19 protein-coding genes are annotated in these 18,198 nt (G+C 43.7%); 9 read left to right on the top strand and 10 right to left on the bottom strand.

Features of this window, described 5'->3' with window-relative positions:
- Positions 1 to 5: 5 nt before the first annotated feature.
- The 3 genes from cydX to KKZ03_RS14060 all read left to right on the top strand — a co-directional run bounded on the left by cydX (position 6) and on the right by KKZ03_RS14060 (position 2,618).
- A complete protein-coding gene (gene cydX / locus KKZ03_RS14070) occupies positions 6 to 587 on the top strand; it encodes a cytochrome bd-I oxidase subunit CydX (RefSeq protein WP_371744737.1) in 582 nt (193 codons plus the stop codon).
- Positions 588 to 638: 51 nt separating this feature from the next.
- The gene (locus KKZ03_RS14065) at positions 639 to 1,073 is read left to right on the top strand and encodes a phosphate-starvation-inducible protein PsiE (RefSeq protein WP_243217452.1); all 435 of its coding nucleotides are present in this window, start codon (positions 639 to 641) and stop codon (positions 1,071 to 1,073) included.
- A 141-nt stretch (positions 1,074 to 1,214) separates the two neighbouring features.
- Positions 1,215 to 2,618 (top strand): cytochrome c peroxidase, encoded by a 1,404-nt coding sequence (locus tag KKZ03_RS14060; RefSeq protein WP_243217451.1) that lies wholly within the window; start codon positions 1,215 to 1,217, stop codon positions 2,616 to 2,618.
- A 144-nt stretch (positions 2,619 to 2,762) separates the two neighbouring features.
- Here KKZ03_RS14060 and KKZ03_RS14055 read toward each other — a convergent pair whose 3' ends face one another.
- The 9 genes from KKZ03_RS14055 to KKZ03_RS14015 form a co-directional block, all read right to left on the bottom strand.
- Complete coding sequence (locus tag KKZ03_RS14055; RefSeq protein ID WP_243217450.1) at positions 2,763 to 2,966, bottom strand: hypothetical protein; 204 nt, start codon at positions 2,964 to 2,966, stop codon at positions 2,763 to 2,765.
- Between the two features lie 468 nt (positions 2,967 to 3,434).
- On the bottom strand, positions 3,435 to 4,076 hold the full coding sequence (locus KKZ03_RS14050) for a DUF599 domain-containing protein (protein WP_243217449.1): 642 nt from the start codon (positions 4,074 to 4,076) through the stop codon (positions 3,435 to 3,437).
- 357 nt (positions 4,077 to 4,433) lie between these two features.
- On the bottom strand, positions 4,434 to 4,997 hold the full coding sequence (locus tag KKZ03_RS14045; RefSeq protein WP_243217448.1) for an OsmC family protein: 564 nt from the start codon (positions 4,995 to 4,997) through the stop codon (positions 4,434 to 4,436).
- 299 nt (positions 4,998 to 5,296) lie between these two features.
- A complete protein-coding gene (locus tag KKZ03_RS14040; protein WP_243217447.1) occupies positions 5,297 to 5,710 on the bottom strand; it encodes a DUF1641 domain-containing protein in 414 nt (137 codons plus the stop codon).
- Between the two features lie 17 nt (positions 5,711 to 5,727).
- Positions 5,728 to 6,927 (bottom strand): FAD/NAD(P)-binding oxidoreductase, encoded by a 1,200-nt coding sequence (locus KKZ03_RS14035; protein WP_243217446.1) that lies wholly within the window; start codon positions 6,925 to 6,927, stop codon positions 5,728 to 5,730.
- Between the two features lie 100 nt (positions 6,928 to 7,027).
- Complete coding sequence (locus tag KKZ03_RS14030) at positions 7,028 to 7,207, bottom strand: (4Fe-4S)-binding protein (protein ID WP_243217445.1); 180 nt, start codon at positions 7,205 to 7,207, stop codon at positions 7,028 to 7,030.
- Between the two features lie 5 nt (positions 7,208 to 7,212).
- Positions 7,213 to 7,497: a DUF4242 domain-containing protein gene (locus KKZ03_RS14025; RefSeq protein ID WP_243217444.1), complete on the bottom strand. Its 285-nt coding sequence runs from the start codon at positions 7,495 to 7,497 to the stop codon at positions 7,213 to 7,215.
- A 125-nt stretch (positions 7,498 to 7,622) separates the two neighbouring features.
- A complete protein-coding gene (locus KKZ03_RS14020; RefSeq protein ID WP_243217443.1) occupies positions 7,623 to 8,018 on the bottom strand; it encodes a rhodanese-like domain-containing protein in 396 nt (131 codons plus the stop codon).
- A 109-nt stretch (positions 8,019 to 8,127) separates the two neighbouring features.
- Positions 8,128 to 8,715: a TetR/AcrR family transcriptional regulator gene (locus KKZ03_RS14015; RefSeq protein ID WP_243217442.1), complete on the bottom strand. Its 588-nt coding sequence runs from the start codon at positions 8,713 to 8,715 to the stop codon at positions 8,128 to 8,130.
- A 1,057-nt stretch (positions 8,716 to 9,772) separates the two neighbouring features.
- Here KKZ03_RS14015 and KKZ03_RS14010 point away from each other — a divergent pair.
- A complete protein-coding gene (locus KKZ03_RS14010; protein ID WP_243217441.1) occupies positions 9,773 to 12,124 on the top strand; it encodes a class I SAM-dependent DNA methyltransferase in 2,352 nt (783 codons plus the stop codon).
- Positions 12,124 to 13,413: a restriction endonuclease subunit S gene (locus KKZ03_RS14005; RefSeq protein ID WP_243217440.1), complete on the top strand. Its 1,290-nt coding sequence runs from the start codon at positions 12,124 to 12,126 to the stop codon at positions 13,411 to 13,413. The genes KKZ03_RS14010 and KKZ03_RS14005 overlap by 1 nt, the downstream gene beginning before the upstream one ends.
- A gap of 16 nt (positions 13,414 to 13,429) precedes the next feature.
- Here the strand turns inward: KKZ03_RS14005 and KKZ03_RS14000 are convergent, their stop codons facing one another.
- On the bottom strand, positions 13,430 to 13,603 hold the full coding sequence (locus KKZ03_RS14000) for a hypothetical protein (RefSeq protein ID WP_243217439.1): 174 nt from the start codon (positions 13,601 to 13,603) through the stop codon (positions 13,430 to 13,432).
- 390 nt (positions 13,604 to 13,993) lie between these two features.
- On the opposite strand from KKZ03_RS14000, the gene KKZ03_RS13995 reads away from it, so the two are divergent.
- From KKZ03_RS13995 to KKZ03_RS13980, 4 genes are read left to right on the top strand one after another with little or no spacing between them, the layout of a single operon-like run.
- Positions 13,994 to 14,290, top strand: a complete 297-nt coding sequence (locus KKZ03_RS13995) for a GIY-YIG nuclease family protein (RefSeq protein ID WP_243217438.1) — start codon at positions 13,994 to 13,996, stop codon at positions 14,288 to 14,290.
- Complete coding sequence (locus KKZ03_RS13990) at positions 14,287 to 14,718, top strand: nucleotidyltransferase domain-containing protein (protein WP_243217437.1); 432 nt, start codon at positions 14,287 to 14,289, stop codon at positions 14,716 to 14,718. Before KKZ03_RS13995 ends, KKZ03_RS13990 begins: the two co-directional genes overlap by 4 nt.
- Positions 14,708 to 15,133 carry a DUF86 domain-containing protein gene (locus KKZ03_RS13985; protein WP_243217436.1) on the top strand — a complete coding sequence of 142 codons (426 nt, stop codon included), beginning with the start codon at positions 14,708 to 14,710 and terminating at the stop codon, positions 15,131 to 15,133. The genes KKZ03_RS13990 and KKZ03_RS13985 overlap by 11 nt, the downstream gene beginning before the upstream one ends.
- 13 nt (positions 15,134 to 15,146) lie before the next feature.
- Complete coding sequence (locus KKZ03_RS13980; RefSeq protein ID WP_243217435.1) at positions 15,147 to 18,098, top strand: type I restriction endonuclease subunit R; 2,952 nt, start codon at positions 15,147 to 15,149, stop codon at positions 18,096 to 18,098.
- Positions 18,099 to 18,198: the final 100 nt, after the last annotated feature.

Here is an 18,198-nt window from a genome sequence, read left to right as displayed (position 1 = left end):
TTATTATGTGGTATTTTACCTGGATACTTGGATTATTACTGGCCTGCTCATTAGGCATTATCAACGTACTTAGACTGGAAGCCCAAGAAACCTGGGATAAAGAACATATTGATTTAGATCCGATAACACAATTAATCACCAAAGAAACCATGTTGGGCCGCCTACAGGAAAAAGTGGATAACTCCAAACGTAACGGCTTTCCTTTTTCCATTCTTTTTATCAGCTTAAAAGATTTTAAATCCGGTAACCCTTTACCGGCTTATGAAATGGAGGCTCTATTACGTAGCGTCGTCGACTGCTTTAAAGAAAATATCAGACTGGGTGTTGATATTGCAGCGAGAATGGATAATCAGGATTTTCTTATTGCCATGCCGGGTTCGCCCTTGAAAAAAGCCGAGGAAATTGCTGCACAAGTAAAGCATGAAATCCTGGAGCATATCAAAGCGCACAAAGATCTGGCTGTTGAAGTAACTACCGGCGTTGCTGAATTCTCTGCATTGCCCAATGTATCAGATAATACTGCCCATGAAGTCAGTAAATTAATCAACATTGCAACCGCAAAAAGTAGTCTGCAAAAACTGGCATAACTACTACCGACAGCCTTACACAACCAGTCAGATTAAAGCCTAAGGTAATCCATGCACAATAAGACGGTTATTATTCATAAAATTGGCGACATCCTGGTCGATAGCTTTCACTATCTCGCATTATTTGGCATAGGTGCCACGATAGTCTGGTCTGCTGTTTATGACTATATCGCGATGATGAAATCAGGACATGCCAGCCTTGAAGAAATACTGTTATTATTTATTTACCTTGAATTAGGTGCTATGGTCGGTACCTACTTTAAAACTCGTCGACTACCGGTACAGTTTCTGATTTATATCGCCATTACCGCATTATCACGCCATTTAGTTATTGACGTACAAAAAGTGGCTGATAGTTTTCATCTTTATTTACTACTGAGCATCACTGTTGCCATTGCCCTGCTCAGTATTGCCATTTTAATCTTGTCTTACACCGCCAAAAATTTTGGCTGCCCTGAAGACAACGAGCTTAAAGACAAAAAATAGGCCCGGTGAGTACAATTGAATGCATTGTCAATAAACAGTCGCTTTTTAGGACAATCATTTGTATTTCATGAGTTACCGAATCTATAGTAATGGCTCTTGAGCAAGCCGTATATTCTCAACCAATAAACATCTTAAGCATACATGAAAAAATTACCCTTATTTTTACTATTACTTCTGGCCCTAGTTTTATTTTTTCCCGTTTCCAACCTGATTGGTTTGACGGGTAAAAATAAGCCGATTTTGCCTGTTTCCGGGAAATCCGATAATTTCATCAAAGTTACTCAGATTTTACAGAATAAATGTGTGGATTGTCATTCACCCGGCATGACCCGACTGCCGTTCTATTCAGAACTGCCAATAGCCAAACAACTCATGGCAAAAGATATCGAGGAAGCAGGGGCTAGGCTGATTTTATCTAAAGAGATTTACAGCGGTGCAGAAGCTTTTACCCCGCTAATGCTAGCCAGATTGGAAAAGGTTATTAACAACGGCAGTATGCCGCCCGCACAATTCCTGCTAATGCACTGGACGGACAATTTAAACGATGATGAAAAAGCAATCATCCTGACTTGGATTGCCGAGGAGCGGGCAAAATCGTCCTGGAGTCTTGACTCTGCAAAAACGCTAAAAGGCGAACCCATACAACCGATTCCATTAAAGGTTGACCTCAATCCGGACAAAGTCGCTCTAGGTGACAAACTCTTCCACGATCGCCTACTGTCGGGAGACGACACCTTAAATTGCGCTTCCTGCCACGATTTAACTCGGGGCGGCACCGATCAGGCAAAAGTGTCCACCGGCATTCGCGGGCAACAGGGGCCAATCAATTCTCCGACCATCTATAATGCAATGTACAACATCGCTCAATTCTGGGATGGCCGTGCCAAAGACCTTCAGGAACAAGCCGCAGGTCCTGTAGCCAATCCTATGGAAATGGGCGCGCAATGGGATAACGTTGTCGAAAAACTTAAGCAAGCCAGTGACTATCAAAATACTTTTAACAAACTTTACCCGGCACTAGGTCTGACTAAAACGACAGTGACCGATGCGATTGCTGTTTTTGAACAATCACTGGTAACGCCCAATGCCCGTTTCGATGAGTATCTACGCGGTAAACAAGACGTTCTAACAAAGGATGAAAAGGCTGGATACAACTTGTTTAAAGCGAATTGCGCCTCCTGCCACTTCGGCCCGGTACTCGGTGGATTATCTTACGAAAAAATGGGTGTCAAACAAGATTATTTCAAACTGCGCGGAGGCAAATTAACAGACGTTGATAATGGTCGTTTCAACGTCACCAAACAGGAAAAAGACCGCTATTTTTTCAAAGTACCCCTATTGCGTAATATAGAACTGACTCACCCTTATTTTCACGATGGTTCGGTTGACAATCTCGCCGATGCCGTTCGGATTATGGGTAAGGTTCAAGTCGACAAGGACTTTACCGGTGATGAAATTGGAAAAATAGTTGCTTTCCTCAAAACGCTGACCGGGGAATATAAGAATAAACCACTCGCTCAGTTAACTACCGAAGACGTCAAATAAACCAGGCCACATCAAATGGATCTCGAAGCCTTTACGTAATTGATGTAGAAGCCAGTAAGATTGCCCTTCGGTATTACTGGCTCTGGCAAATTGAATATTTTTCAAGCTGCTAAAAAAAGCCGGAAACGATCTGGAATCTTGGCATCAGGAAACCGGCCTGTTTATTGCCAAACGTTTACTCGTGGTCAGTATGGCTTGTGTAGTTGTTTGAGAAATAGCGGCGGCTAAAGACGAAAAAGTACAGGCATTGTGTACTTTGTTAATCAAGTTAAGCGGTAGGCAAATAGCGCGAGACAAGTTATTTACTAATCCCGCGTTATTGGCTCGCTTGTGGGTGTTTATTTCCATGCAGGAAGTATTGAATTGCTATTCTCTTGAGGAGCTTGCTGTTTTACATGAAACAGCCCAAGATTTTCTTATGTCAGTGGTGTAAATAGCTATGACCCTGAATACAACGACCTTAAAGACAAAAAATAGGCATCAAACAGGATTATTTCAAGGTGCCCGTATTACGTGATATAGAACTGACTTACCCTTAGTTTCACGATGGTTCGATTGATAACATCGCCGATGCCGTTCGGATTATAGGCAATATCTAGTTGCACACACAAAAGGCGAGCTTGTGTTGTATATTTGTACTTGAAATTAACTAAATTACACAAAATGGCCCGAAAATGAGCGTATCAAAAAATGGCTATTACCGAGTATCAACTACCGAGTAAAACATGGCTGCTCGGCTATGAACTTTAGAGCCCTGAAGAGAGCCAATAACAGAGCAAGAACTCTATGGAAGATAGCTGATTTTATCGTAAAGACTCAGCTTGGTACCTTGTCAAGCACGGCAAGCCCAGCTATTAATCCAATTGTTGCCAGAACCAGAAAATAAGGACCGAAAAACCATAATATAATCGGCAAGCCGAAAAAGAATGCGCGTGTACCCAATGTATAGTATCTACCTGCCCTGTTTAAATAAGCGCAGGTTTGTTTGTATAAGCCATTGTCTGACGAGGTATCGATGGGTAGATTAATCATATAGCCAACATGATTGAAAAAGCGTATCGCCATAGAAAAACAGTAAAACGCAATGGAAAAATCCAGCAGTAATAAACACAGTTTTAATTGCCATAATTCAGCAGAAAAGGGTTGAGCTAAACCATAGGGATGCCAATTGAGTGCCCATCGTCCGATTTTTTCACTGATATTTAAGGTGCCGATTATTAATAATATCGAGGTTGAAGCCATGAAATTTGCCGCCATAACTGAATTACGTAAGGTTTGGATGGCAAGAATATTCATATTGTCATTAGTCATAATCATGTCTACCCATCGCTCCCGTACCCTCGCATTTAACCTATGTACGCTCGAATCGGGTACGCGGCGAGTTCGTCGTCCTAAATATAGATAATAAGTGATTATCAACAGGAAACTAACCATAAAAGCAATGATGTCATATTTCATATAGCGGTTTTTTCCCTAAGAATCGATCAAGATGGGATTAATTAACCAAAAGAACGGTTTGTCCAGCGACACCCCTGTAACCCTTGGTATCAGTGGCTTGTAGCCGGAATATCGATTTTAAATTCGACTGATATATTTTTTATAAGTTATTGAATAATATAGCTATTAACTATGTTATAGAATTCATGACCGATGAGGTTAGCAGGAGAATGCCCTGTCAAACATATCTTAGATGGCTATTTTCGTTCATCTACTAATATAAAAATGCGTAATTGCATTCACTTGACCACCCAATTGTGATTTTTTTTCATAAACATTTCTTTATTGAATTAGGGCAGGTTAGCTACACTTTTATTTTCAATAGGGTAAAGGACAGTCTGCCATCTTTACGATTAATGATGTTTCAAAGTTAATAGGGTTGGCCAGGTTAAATAAATTGGGAGAACTTGCCTTAACCTTTTCATGAATTTTTTGAAATTGTTCGGCTGTCGCATCTCCTGTTATAAAAACAGTAAATTTTATTGTGTCATAGCCGTTCTTGACAGCGGAGTCTATTCCCAAGAAACCCCGTAAATCAATATCTCCAGTTGTTTCTATGCGCAAAATATCTATTTTAATTCCTTCAGCGGCACAAAGTGTCACGTACCCAACTATTATGCAGGCATTCAAAGCGGTTAATAGATAATCTTGAGGGTTTGCAAATTGATTGGTGCCTAAAAATTCAGAAGGCTCATCCACTTTAAGGTTGAAATTTCTTTCAACCTTTTCACCACCCACTGAAAAAGCATTAATCTGTGTATCTGAGCGAGTGCCACCCTGCCATGTTGTTGTTGCGCCCCATGAGGTCATGCCTTGCCGCGGGTTTTTTGTAACTTGGTCTGTTATATTTTTTAGTGCGTCAACATCAATACCATTTAGCATAGATAAATCCTCATGAAAATAATCGTGTTTATAAATTAAGTTTGCTGAAAAATAATATCAACAGGTTAAAGAGTTACTCTACAGAACAGTACTCTGTGAAGCGAGCGGCTCTTTAGTCTGCATAACTGAGTGAACAATCGTAAGTGGATCACTAAAGTTTAATGACCTGTTAAATAAGTTACGATTAAGACGATAAGAAGGGTTTCGCTAACGCCCTACCCAACCTACCTATGCAAGATACTCATATATTGCAAATCAATTCCTTTTGTTTTGTTGAGATTTTTTGTCGTGCACAGGGATTAATCATTTTTCATCTGCCTGCCAATAATACGCATGGTCCCGATAAAAAAATGTAATGAACGGCGGACATCCGGGTCGTTTAGGGAGCTCATTAATTGAAACAAACCGGATGGCTTTTCTAATGCTTCTGTTTGAGCATGCGCCATACGCACGGCATTACCGGCTGTCCAACCCATTGCTAAAATTTCTTCGCCTACTTTAGTGGTTTTTTCAAGTGCCGCTTCATCAAGAAATTCGATATTGTCGGATATGATTGACAATAAATCGATGATATTGTTGAAGCGTCCGGCTTGTACTAAGGGGGCGGCTTTATCGATTAGATTCTTAATGCCATCGATGGTTGCCGGGTCATTAAGAACCGTATCCGACATAAGTTTTTCTACATTTGTATTTAACTGCTTTTCTTCAGACATAAGTAATTCCTCTGTAATCAAACTATTCCACGCGCAACAGCCCAATAAATGCCGCGATTAAACGTTTTACGCATTAATCCCCCGAGCTTGGTAGGTGGTGCGACCTGTACATCATGCTTATAGTCGTACCAGAGTGGCATGCCGGCTTCCAATCCCATCTGAGCGATTGCCTGTACTTTCCCATCATAGATAGCAGATGTGTAACCGCGACGAATTTCCGAGGCGATATTTTCCACGACGACAGGTGATTGGTTATGACAAGTGCCACCGGCTTTACTAACCGGCAAATCAACGGTATCTCCCATCACATAGACATTATCGGTACCGTACATTTTCAAGGTTTCAAAGTCGGTGGGTAACCATCCTTCATTATTTTGGGCTTGTGATTTCCCTGAATTAATGACGGCATCTACCGCGCGAATAGGTGGAGTGGCCATTAAAATATCAAATTCTTGAGAATTACCTTCTTCCGAATAAGCTATTTTTGCTTCGGGATCGACCTTATCTAAAGTAAAACCGCGTTGATATTTAATATTTTTACTATCGAAAATGGTAGGCAACACATCGCAGGTTGGTTTCTGTAAAAATAAACAATTACGCAATAATTGAGAGACGGTTGGATAGCTGTAAATAATCTCTACACGGTCTCGCACGCCGCGTTTACGTAAATATTCATCAAGCATTAACGTGGTTTCGATAGGGGCAATGCCGCATTGATGAGGTACATTGGGCGTTTTAGGAAAATTGACCGTAATAAATATGCGACCCTCTTCGATGGTGCGTAATTTATGCGCGAGTTGTTGGGCCGCTTTAGTCTGATAAAAATGATCGCCTGCCTCTTTCAGCCCTTCGATACGTTCTGGTGCCGGAATACAGCCTGTTGAAATAACAAGATACTCATAATCATAGCGTTTGCCGCTTTCACAGAGGACGCGATTTTGCTCAAATTCAAAGCCTTCCACACCATCGACATGAAAAATAATTTCCGGGCGTAATAACGAACGTTGTTTACGCACCAGTTCATGGGGATGATAGGCATTAAAAGCCACATACATATTGGCAGGTTTGTAAATATGGTTGGGGGAATTTGAGAGCATCATAATCTCAATTTCACCTTTTAGAATTTCCGGATAAAATTTAACGACTAAATTATTAGCGGTCATCGTGCCACCAATCCCGCCGCCAACAACGATAATACGTTTGGTTGTGTTAGTCATAATGACTCCTTTAATAGGTTATTCATTAAAGAGTCAACTTGCAGAAGCATGCTAACCATAAAAATATAGCGCCAAGTACAAGAAGATTCGTTTTAATTAGTTAGTCGATACGTTTAAGTGCGCCGGAAGGGCATTGATTGATAACTTTAACGGCTTCAGCAGAAGTCGCTTTATCAGGCTCGATAATAAATTGTCCGTCTACCACTTTAAATACCTCAGGCAGTGATTTGACACAGTTGCCAGAATGAGAGCATTTTTGTTTATCCCACTGTATTTTCATGATGCTTAGCCCCTGCTATTTTCAGCTGTTGTTGGATTAATCATGGTTTTTACTTCGGCAATAGAATTTGCCGGAAACTCACCACGTTCCGCATGTGTTTTAATGCTTTGTTTATCGGGGGCGATGTAAATGCAATAGATTTTGTCGTCTGTCACATAACTTTCCACCCACTGAATTTGCGGCCCCATGTCGTTCAGAACGCAGCAAGATTTTTGTGATATTTGTTGCAAGTCTGCCGCGGTTAATTGGCCTGCATTAGGGATTTCTCGTTCAATAATATATTTAGGCATATTGTCTCCTATGCTGTTATACGACCAGTCGTATTTAGTTGGTTGTTAAAAAAAACGATATAGGCCATCATGGCGATATCGTTTAAAAGTTTGTTAGTTAAACAGTTTTTTAAAATGATTAATTCTTAAGTTTGTGGTGGAATGTTCACGGCTAATTCGGCCGCTTTCCAGGCTGCAATGCCACCATTAATATTCCTGATATTTTTAAAGCCCATTTGTTGCATTACGGCCGCCGCCATTGCAGAGCGCCCCGAACTGGCACAAAGTAGCAGCCATTTTTTATCGCGATCCATTAATTCTTCACGACGACCTGCGTATTGACGGTCTGCCGCCGCTTCCAGTGTTCCACGCGGAATATTTAACGCGCCCTCAATAGTACCTGACATAAATTCGGCAGGTTCGCGAACATCCAGTACCTGATAGCCTTCATCCAAGAGAGGTTTAACATTTAATACCTCTATTTCGTGTATTTGTGATTTTGCTTGTTTAACAAAATCCATTAAGGTTTTTTCTTCGCTCATATCAAAATCCCATGATTAATATATGACCGGATGTCTTGTTATTGGGCGTAAAAAAATACCCGGACAACCGGCGGTTGTGTCGTCTTACCTTGCTCCTAATCTAAATCGACTAGGCAACAAAATAATCATTCAGTAAGGTATCGAAAAACTCTTGCAAAGGTTGCACGGACTGTTCGATTTTCATCCGTAACAACGCGCCTTGCCAATTATTTATCAATAAGTTAGCCATGATTTCGGCACTCCTATCATGACGTACCGTACCTTCCTTTTGTGCTTGCAGTAACGCTTTATATTGCAGCACTTTGTAGCGATCAACAGCAGACTTTAACGCATGGTTGCACAGTTCACTGGTATCGCCAATTTCCCCCATCAGGTTGCCCAATAAACATCCACCTTTGTATCCATTCTTTTCCACTGCAACAATAAGCTCTGCATAGTAGTTTTTTAAAGCAGAGAGCGGATCGACTTGTGAGTGTTGTAGGTGCCTCGTTAATAGCTGTATAAAGGGTTCTATATAATGGGTAATGGCTTGAGCAGCAAATTCTTCTTTGCTATCAAAGTAGCTATAAAATGAACCCTTGGGCACCTGTACGGCATTTACAATTTCGTTAATACCGGTTGCATGATAGCCCTGGTTCATCATCAGATAAACCCCCTGATCTAGTAATTTTGTGCGTTTGGATAGCTTGCTGTTCATAGTGGGTACAAAATATACGACCGGTCATATATTTTGTCAATAAATTTTTTTCCTACAAGGGGTAGCCGTAGAATTCGGAAAAATTGTATGTTAGGTAACTCGCAATAAATAAGCCCACAATTTATAGTCTCCACATACTTAACGTAATGGCAGTGACTATACCTGACACCTTGATAATTTGGAGTGCAAACCTAAGTTTGTACTCCGGCCTTTAGGTTAGGCAACTCGCAATAGTCTCCACACGCTTCGTACACAGCGTTGCAGGAATCATTAAGTCGATGGTACTCCCAGAGTCAGGCAATGATTGGGTGGTATTTATTGCGAGTTACCTTAGCTTTGTTCGACGACAATTACCCTGTCCGGACTCACTGTTCTTTACCAAGATTGTTGAACCGATTTTTCTGGCCAAAAATGATTCTGAACCTTGCTGTTAAAAAGGACGTACTCTTCGTTGCTAAATTTATGCAACATTACCAAGCCGCAACGGTTAAATAACCCCCATTAAATTCTGTGAACTTTAGTGCCTTTTGTTTATTAGCACCCATCATTCATCACGGTACTCAATCAGCGCCAATTCACTCATAAATGTTCAGCCTGTAAAAATAGCTCATTTACTCAAGCATCCCAAGCAGTTACAGGCAAGCACAAACATTATTTCCTGACATGGAATTTAGTGATTGCTCTTGTTAACTTACGCTATGACTGTATTTAGGAAGGATGTTTATTGTAGATTTCAATAGCAGAAAACATTGCTGCGATTGATTTTTCCAACATTAGCCAAGATTTGGATTTCATCCTGTTCTTTTATAAAATGTTAATAAATTATTTATCAAAGACTAAATAACATAGACTATTTATATAATTTTTAGGTAAAAATAGCTGTTAACGGTAATTTATACCGATAGTTGAGCAACCGGGCTGAGTGCATTCCAATGATTAAAAAGGTATCATTGCAGCCAGTACTGTTTTTTCCTTCCTGACGTTTACGATCGGCAAGATGCCGTTAAAGCAGATCGTTTATGGAGCTTGTCGCCCCGTCATTCAACAAAAAGAGCACATGGATCACTCTACACATAATAAAATTGTCAGCTTTATCTGGTCAATCGCAGACGACTGCCTTAGGGATGTTTTTGTACGCGGCAAGTATCGCGATGTCATTCTGCCGATGTTCGTCTTGCGGCGTTTGGACTGTTTATTAGAGCCAAGCAAAGCAGCTGTACTCGAAGAAATTCGCTTTCAGCATGATGACGCCGACATGGCCGATCTTGATCCCCACGGCCTTCGCGATGCTTCCGGCTATGTGTTTTACAATACCTCCCGCTTTACGTTAAAAACCCTGCTCGGAAATCATTCCCAGTTGGAAGCCAATCTCAAGAATTATCTGGACGGTTTCTCGGATAACGTAAAGGAAATAATCGACAAATTTGATTTACGCAACCAGATTCGCAAGATGCAGCAATCTGATGTGTTGCACGATGTGATTGAGAAATTTGTCTCCGAAGAGATCAATCTCAGCCCGGATGATCGTAAAGGGCCTGATGGCCGCACGCTGACCGGCCTATCCAACCTTGGCATGGGTTATGTGTTCGAAGAGCTGATCCGTAAATTCAACGAAGAAAATAACGAAGAGGCCGGCGAGCATTTCACGCCGCGCGAAGTTATTAAATTGATGACGAATTTGGTCTTCATTCCGGTTAAAGATCAGCTACCAAATCCACTGACAATCTACGACCCGGCTTGCGGTAGCGGCGGCATGCTCACCGAGTCGCAGGACTTCATCACCGATCCTGAAGGTGAGATCAAAGCCAAAGTCGGCGTGTACCTGTACGGCAAAGAGATCAACCCGGAAACTTACGCCATCTGTAAATCCGATATGATGATCAAGGGCAACGATCCCGAGAACATCCGCTTTGGCTCCACGTTGGCGACTAACGACTTCTCGGGCAAACGCTTTGACTTTATGTTGACCAATCCGCCCTATGGAAAATCATGGTCCAGCGAGCAACGACATATTCTGGATGGTAAAGATGTTGTGGATCAACGTTTTGAAGTTGAACTTAGCGATTTTCGCAATGGCGACGCCAAAAAAGAACGCGCCATACCCCGTTCGTCAGATGGTCAACTGCTATTTCTGATGGAAATGGTAGACAAGATGAAGCGTCGCACCGACAGCCCGTTGGGCTCACGTATTGCCTCCGTTCATAACGGGTCGGCGCTCTTCACCGGTGACGCGGGCAGCGGCGAAAGCAACATCCGCCGTCATATCATCGAGAACGACTATCTTGAAGCTATTATCCAACTGCCCAATAACCTCTTCTATAACACCGGAATCATCACTTACGTCTGGGTACTGTCGAATCACAAGACTAAACAACGCCAGGGCAAAGTTCAGTTGATCGATGCTTCAAATCTGTATCAGAAGCTACGCAAAAACCTTGGCGCAAAAAACTGCGAGTTTAGCGACGATCATATCAGCCAGATTACCCGGCTTTATCTCGATATACCCGATGAAGGTATATCCAAAGTTTTTAGTAATCGTGATTTTGGCTACTACAAAGTCACCATTGATAGGCCCTTGCGGCTTGCGGCACAATTTAACGCCGAACGTATCGCCACTCTCCGGTTTACGCCGGGCATGCAGGAAATCATGGAATGGGCCTACGGTAAATACGGCGAAGAAGTCTACGCCGACCTGAAACCCCATGCCAAAGCTATCGAAACGCATCTGGAGCACGAGGAAATAACCCTTTCGCCCAAGAATTGCAAAGAGCTGGTTTCTGAGGCAACCTGGTGCGCACAGCGAAACATTATGCAGGCAGCGCAACAAATCGCCGAAAAAATCGGCACTGATGAGTATCTCGACTTTAATCAATTTGAGGCGCAGATAGACGATACCATCAAAGCTTTAGGCTTAAAGCTATCGGCTCAAGAGCTTAAGCAAATAATCAATGCAGTAAGCTGGCGTGACGAGCGTGCCGCCAAAGTGATCAAAAAACTGCATAAGCTCAGTGGTTCAAAGCTACGCGATTTAGAAGAAGATCTGAAAACCACAAATGACAAACTGATCGACTATGGCTACTGGCCGACCAATAAGGCGGGCGACTATATTGAATACGAAGCTGACAGCGAACTGCGTGACACCGAAAATATACCATTGGCTAACAATGCCGAAACGTCAACTTCCAGCATTATCCATGACTACTTCATGCTGGAAGTGCGCCCACATGTTGACGACGCCTGGATCACGCTGAACAAAACCGTAATTGGCTATGAAATCAGTTTCAACAAATACTTCTACCAGCACAAACCGCTACGTAGCTTGCAAGAAGTCACCCAGGAAATTCTGACTCTGGAAACGGAGACTGATGGTTTATTGAAACAATTGATCAGTTTTGTAGAGGCCGTCTAATGCAGCGGTATGAAAGCTATAAACCGAGTGGCGTTGAGTGGTTAGGAGATATTCCGGATCATTGGAAAACAAGGCAATTACGATGGTTAGCTGATTTTGTAGAGCGCGGCACAGCTCCATCGTATGCTGATAACGGAATATTGGTAATTAACCAAGCGTGCTTGAGTACCTATGAATTAAACTTGAGCAAAGCAAAATATCACTTTTCAAAGGAAGATTTTCGTAAGTCCCGAGGACTTCTTAAAAAAGGAGATATACTAATCGCTTCTACAGGACGTGGTGTACTTGGGAAATGTTGCTTTGTCAATTCTGAAGTCGAAGGTTTTGTTGACTCTCATGTCACAATTGTACGCGACTCGAAGGGAAGGTTACCCGCAAAGTTCGTATTTTATCTACTGAGCACGCAATATGAAATGATTAATGCTTGTCTATCAGAAGGTTCAACCAATCAAACTGAATTGCAGCGTGATTCATTCCGAAAAATACAAATCCCTCTGCCACCACGAGCCGAGCAAGACCGCATCGTCACCTTCCTTGACCAAAAAACCACCGAGATCGACGTAGCCATTGCCAAAAAGAAACGGCTAATTGAGTTGCTGCAAGAGCAGAAAAACATCCTGATAAATCAGGCCGTCACTCGTGGCCTGAACCCAAATGTGACTATGCGTGATTCTGGTGTCGAATGGATTGGTGAGATTCCAAAGCATTGGCAACAACTACGAAATAAGGCCTTGTTTCACCAACGGAATGAACCCGGTAAAAATGACCTGCCAATTCTTTCTGTGTCACTTCATTCCGGTATATCTGACAAAGAACAGGACGAGACAGAGAATATCAGGGCAAAGGTACGTATACAGGACAAAACCATGTATAAGCGAGTGTATCCAGGGGATGTTGCGTACAATATGATGCGAGCATGGCAAGGTGCAATTGGGGTTGTTCGCGTTGATGGTTTGGTTAGTCCCGCCTATGTAGTTGCTGAGCCTAGGGAGTCGATTAACGGCTCCTACTTCGAGTACCTATACCGAACGCAAGGATTCATACGTGAAATGGATCGCTATTCTAAAGGCATCACGGACTTCCGAAAGCGCTTATACTGGAATGAATTCAAACAGCTCACATCCCTGTTGCCACCAATTGATGAGCAGGTACAGATAGCCGCCTATGCAGATCGTGTGCTCGCAAAAACTGCATCATTAATTGAAAAGACCCTTGTTCAGATCGAGAACTTGCACGTATTTCGCAATTCACTCGTTGCCGCTGTAGTCACAGGAGGCACAAAAATTTAATGAACATCATGATCAATCAAACTAACTCAGCAACTTCAAAAGTCCCCGTCATTCCGGCAGGGATTGCCGGAATCCAGTCACAGGGAGGTGAAACTACAATATGGCAAATACCGTTATGTAATTCAAGCTTGCCATCCCTGGCACTGGATACCCGCTTCCCGACGAGTATGACGATACCTGTAAATAACATGATATGAACCAAACCAACGCAGCAACTTCAAAAGCCTCCGTCGTTCCGGCAGGGAGAGCGAAGCGAGGGTTGGCCGGAATCCAGTCACAGAGAGGTGAAGCTACAATATGGCAAATACCGTTATGTAATTCAAGCTTGCCATCCCTGGCACTGGATACCCGCTTCCCGACGAGTATGACAATACCTGTAAATAACATGATATGAACCAAACTAACGCAGCAACTTCAAAAGCCTCCGTCGTTCCGGCAGGGAGAGCGAAGCGAGGGTTGGCCGGAATCCATCACAGGGAGGTGAAACTACACGTTATGAAGCTAAAGCCCGCTATCCCTGGCACTGGATACCCGCTTCCCGGCGGGTATGACGAGCACTTCTGCAAATATTGAGTTGGGTATGGCGGATACAAAACAACCAGCTGTTTACATTCTCGCCAGCCACCGTAATGGCACTTTGTATATCGGTGTAACCAGTAATTTGATTCAGCGTGTATGGCAACATAAGATTGATCTGTTTGAAGGTTTTACGAAAAAATATCAAGTACATATATTGGTTTATTATGAGCTACACAACGACATGTTGTCAGCGATTACTCGTGAAAAGCAATTGAAAAAATGGAATCGTAATTGGAAACTAATGATGATCGAAAAAGACAATCCAACGTGGCGTGACTTGTGGGAAGACATCTTATGACCATGCCTTATACCCACATAGAAACCATCCTCGCCAGCAACGGTGCAGTAGTGAACGCAATCCGTTCGGCCTTTCCCCAGTCCTTGGCTATTTATGCCTTTGGCAGCCGCATCAAGGCCACTGCCCATGCCGACAGCGATCTGGATTTGGCGGTACTGGTCGCAGGTTATGCCGAGCCGTTACAGCTTTGGGATTTATCCGGCGAATTGGCCGACCTTACCGGATGTCCCGTGGATTTGCTGGATATGCGCGCCGCATCAACAGTGATGCAGCACCAAATTTTGCAAACCGGTCGCCGCCTGTGGGGACAAGAGCCGGCGGCCGGTTTGTTCGAATGTTATGTGCTCAGTGAAAAAACCGCGCTCAATAGCGCCCGCGCCGACTTGTTGGCCGATATTCAAACCCGGGGACATATTTATGGTCGATGATGTATTACTCAATAAAGCCGCCAGCATAGAACGCTGCGTGGCTCGTGCCCGTGAAGAATACCAAATCGATCCGGCTGGTTTTGCCGATAATCATACTCGCCAGGACGCGGCGATTTTAAATATTCAACGCGCATGCGAAGCCGCTTTGGATATGGGTCAGCACTTGATAAGACGCGAAAAACTGGGTGTGCCGCAAAGCGCCCGTGATGTATTTGCGTTGTTGGCACAAGCCGACTGGATAGATAGCGCATTGGCAGAGTCGCTAAAGCGCATGGTCGGCTTTCGCAATATCGCGGTGCATGATTATCAAAGCCTGCAAATGCCGATCACGGTGAATATCATTACTCAACATTTGGATGAATTCCTGCGCTATTCTGCTGCCTTGCTAAAAAAAGACGCCGCCATCACTCACTGACAAGGATGCTACCATGACCAGCCAAACCAACGAAGCAGCACTGGAAAACCATATCGAACAGGCTCTCGCCAAAGAGGGTTATCACCTAGGTTTACCGGCAGACTTTGACCGGGAGTTCGCTATCGACGGCAAGCTATTTTGGGAGTTTCTGGAAGCCACTCAGCCCAAGGAACTGGTTAAGCTAAAAGACTGGCCCAACTGGCAGCGACTGGTACTGGAGCGGCTGAACAAAAGGATTAAAAAAAGCAGCATTCTGGCGGTACTCAAAAAAGGCCTGGACATCGATGATGCCCACTTTGATCTGCTGTACCGATTACCTTACAATGATCTGAATCCCGAGGTGCTGGCCAATTTCGAAGCCAACATCTTCAGTGTTACCCGGCAAGTACATTACAGCGAAGCTACCAGTCTCAAGTCAGTGGATATGGTCCTTTTTGTCAACGGTTTGGCCTTATCTACACTGGAACTCAAGAATCCCTGGACCGGCCAGAATATCTACAATGCCATCAAGCAATACCGTACTGACCGCGATCCAAAAGAACCGCTGTTCGAGTTTGGTCGCTGCCTGGTTCACTTCGCCGTAGACCCGGACGAAGCTTATATGTGTACCCGGCTTACCGGCAACGACAGCAACTTCCTGCCGTTTAACAAGGGTTATAACTATGGTAAAGGCAACCCGGTCAACCCGAATGGACACAAATCAGCCTATCTCTGGCAAGATATTCTGACCCGAAAAAGCCTGACCAATATCATCGAGCAGTTTGCCAAATTCACGATTGAGAAAGACAAAAAGACCGGTAAGGAGCGTAAATCGTTGTACTTCCCCCGCTATCATCAGCGGGACGTGGTGCTGGGCATACTCGCCGACGCCAAGCAGAACGGTGTTGGCCAGACCTATTTAATCCATCACTCGGCCGGTTCCGGCAAGTCTAATTCGCTGACTTGGCTGGCATACCAACTGGTGGAGTTGTACGACATCACAGGCAACAAAAATGTATTTGATTCGGTAGTGGTAGTAACCGACCGCCGCGTACTGGATACCCAGCTCAAAGATAACATCAAGCTGTTCTCCGAAACCAAGAACATCATCGCCTACTGCGAAAGCGCCGTTGAGTTGAAATACAATCTGGAGGCGGGTAAAAAGATCATCATCACCACGGTACAGAAATTTCCTTTTATCGTGGACGGCATTGGGGAGCTATCGAACCGTAACTTTGCCGTGATCATTGACGAAGCCCATTCATCGCAATCCGGCACAGCTGCTGACAGGATTAATGAAACCTTAACCGGACTGGATGAAGATGAACCTGAAGATACTCAGGACAAGATTCTGGCGATAATGGCTAGCCGCAAGATGAGCAAGAACGCCAGCTACTTTGCATTTACTGCCACGCCCAAGCCTGCGACTCTGGAAAAGTTTGGTCGCCAAGGGCCTGATGGTAAGTTCTACCCCTTTCATCTGTACTCAATGAAGCAGGCCATCGAAGAAAAATTCATCCTCGACGTGCTGGCCAACTACACCACCTATAAAAGTTACTACGAAATACAGAAATCGGTGGAAGAAAATCCGCTGTTTAACACCGCCAAGGCACAAAAAAAGCTCAAGGCTTTTGTCGAGGCCAGCCCGAAAACCATTGAAGTCAAGGCCCGGATTATCGTCGACCATTTCATGTCAAACGTATGGCAGCCCAAGAAATTGAAAGGTAAAGCCAAGGCGATGGTGGTAACCCGCAATATCGAATGCACCATCCGCTACTTTTTTGCTATTCGCGCCGCCTTACTTGAAGCCAATTCACCATTCAAGGTGCTGATAGCATTTTCAGGCGAAAAAACGGTAGACGGAATCAAGTACACCGAAGACAGTATCAACGGTATTGCTGCTCGCGACTTACCCGAAGCATTCGAGAAGGACGATTATAAAATATTAGTGGTCGCCAACAAATATTTGACCGGCTTTGATGAACCCATGTTGCACACCATGTATGTGGACAAGAAACTGCAAGGCGTTCTTGCCGTACAGGCTTTGTCGCGTTTGAACCGCTGTAATTGGAAGCTGGGCAAAACCGACACCTTCGTGCTCGACTTCTACAACTCGGTAGAGGATATCAAGTCGGCTTTCGATCCGTTCTATACTTCGACTACTCTCAGCGAACCTACCGACGTCAACGTGCTGCATGATCTGAAGGTTGAGTTAGATAACTTTGCCCTCTACGATTGGGCCGAGGTAACCGATTTTAACGACAAATTCTTCGCCAGCGCAGAAGCTGAAGAACTGCACCCGATAATCGATAGAGTCGTCGACCGCTTCGACGCTGATCTCGATGACGAGCAACGCATTGATTTCAAGATCAAAGCCAAGCAATTTGTCAAAATCTATGCACAGATCGCTTCCATTACTCCGTTCAACATCGTGAACTGGGAAATGTTGCACTGGTTTCTCAAGTTTCTGATACCGAAGCTCAAGGTTAAAGACCCTGATCAGGATAAGCTGGATGAACTACTGAACAGCGTAGACCTTTCTACCTATGGCTTGGAGCGATCCAAGCTGAATACTGTAATCGGCCTGGACTCATCCGAAACCGAATTAGAGCCACAGAATCCGAAACTGCGTGGCTATTTCCCCGGCGGCATGGAAAAAGATCCGCTTGATGAAATCCTTAAAGCCTTCAATGACCGGCACTTTGCAGGCTGGGAAGCCACACCCGAAGAGCAACGGGTGAAACTCATTAACATCGCCAAGCATGTCATGAAAAATCCCGACTACAAGGCGCAAGTCGAAGATAATCAAGACAGTCAGAATCGACAGTTGGCTCTGGAAAAGTTGATACAGAGCGCCATCAGCATAGAACGAAAACGCGAGCTTGATCTATATAAGCGTTATTCCACAGACCCGGATTTTAAGAGGGCATTTGATTCTACTATTACACAGGTATTAAAAGCTGGTCCGGCAAGTCTAGCCTTTTAAGGTGATATCCAAAAATTAATAGAACCAAGAATAATCGGCAGTAGTGGCTTCTTTTGTTATCTCACATAATAAACAAATCGCCCTGATTATGTTGGCTACC

The sequence above is a fragment of the Methylobacter sp. S3L5C genome (assembly GCF_022788635.1).
Classification (GTDB): Bacteria; Pseudomonadota; Gammaproteobacteria; order Methylococcales; family Methylomonadaceae; genus Methylobacter_C.
The sequence above is the reverse complement of the archived record's forward strand: the minus strand, read 5'-3'. Positions and strand labels throughout refer to the sequence as shown.

Bases quoted from the DNA above. Each gene is read 5' to 3' on its own strand.
- cydX (WP_371744737.1), top strand. From the start codon at position 6: ATGTGGTATTTTACCTGGATACTTGGATTATTACTGGCCTGCTCATTA.
- KKZ03_RS14065 (WP_243217452.1), top strand. From the start codon at position 639: ATGCACAATAAGACGGTTATTATTCATAAAATTGGCGACATCCTGGTC.
- KKZ03_RS14060 (WP_243217451.1), top strand. From the start codon at position 1,215: ATGAAAAAATTACCCTTATTTTTACTATTACTTCTGGCCCTAGTTTTA.
- KKZ03_RS14055 (WP_243217450.1), bottom strand. From the start codon at position 2,966: ATGGAAATAAACACCCACAAGCGAGCCAATAACGCGGGATTAGTAAAT.
- KKZ03_RS14050 (WP_243217449.1), bottom strand. From the start codon at position 4,076: ATGAAATATGACATCATTGCTTTTATGGTTAGTTTCCTGTTGATAATC.
- KKZ03_RS14045 (WP_243217448.1), bottom strand. From the start codon at position 4,997: ATGCTAAATGGTATTGATGTTGACGCACTAAAAAATATAACAGACCAA.
- KKZ03_RS14040 (WP_243217447.1), bottom strand. From the start codon at position 5,710: ATGTCTGAAGAAAAGCAGTTAAATACAAATGTAGAAAAACTTATGTCG.
- KKZ03_RS14035 (WP_243217446.1), bottom strand. From the start codon at position 6,927: ATGACTAACACAACCAAACGTATTATCGTTGTTGGCGGCGGGATTGGT.
- KKZ03_RS14030 (WP_243217445.1), bottom strand. From the start codon at position 7,207: ATGAAAATACAGTGGGATAAACAAAAATGCTCTCATTCTGGCAACTGT.
- KKZ03_RS14025 (WP_243217444.1), bottom strand. From the start codon at position 7,497: ATGCCTAAATATATTATTGAACGAGAAATCCCTAATGCAGGCCAATTA.
- KKZ03_RS14020 (WP_243217443.1), bottom strand. From the start codon at position 8,018: ATGAGCGAAGAAAAAACCTTAATGGATTTTGTTAAACAAGCAAAATCA.
- KKZ03_RS14015 (WP_243217442.1), bottom strand. From the start codon at position 8,715: ATGAACAGCAAGCTATCCAAACGCACAAAATTACTAGATCAGGGGGTT.
- KKZ03_RS14010 (WP_243217441.1), top strand. From the start codon at position 9,773: ATGGATCACTCTACACATAATAAAATTGTCAGCTTTATCTGGTCAATC.
- KKZ03_RS14005 (WP_243217440.1), top strand. From the start codon at position 12,124: ATGCAGCGGTATGAAAGCTATAAACCGAGTGGCGTTGAGTGGTTAGGA.
- KKZ03_RS14000 (WP_243217439.1), bottom strand. From the start codon at position 13,603: ATGTTATTTACAGGTATCGTCATACTCGTCGGGAAGCGGGTATCCAGT.
- KKZ03_RS13995 (WP_243217438.1), top strand. From the start codon at position 13,994: ATGGCGGATACAAAACAACCAGCTGTTTACATTCTCGCCAGCCACCGT.
- KKZ03_RS13990 (WP_243217437.1), top strand. From the start codon at position 14,287: ATGACCATGCCTTATACCCACATAGAAACCATCCTCGCCAGCAACGGT.
- KKZ03_RS13985 (WP_243217436.1), top strand. From the start codon at position 14,708: ATGGTCGATGATGTATTACTCAATAAAGCCGCCAGCATAGAACGCTGC.
- KKZ03_RS13980 (WP_243217435.1), top strand. From the start codon at position 15,147: ATGACCAGCCAAACCAACGAAGCAGCACTGGAAAACCATATCGAACAG.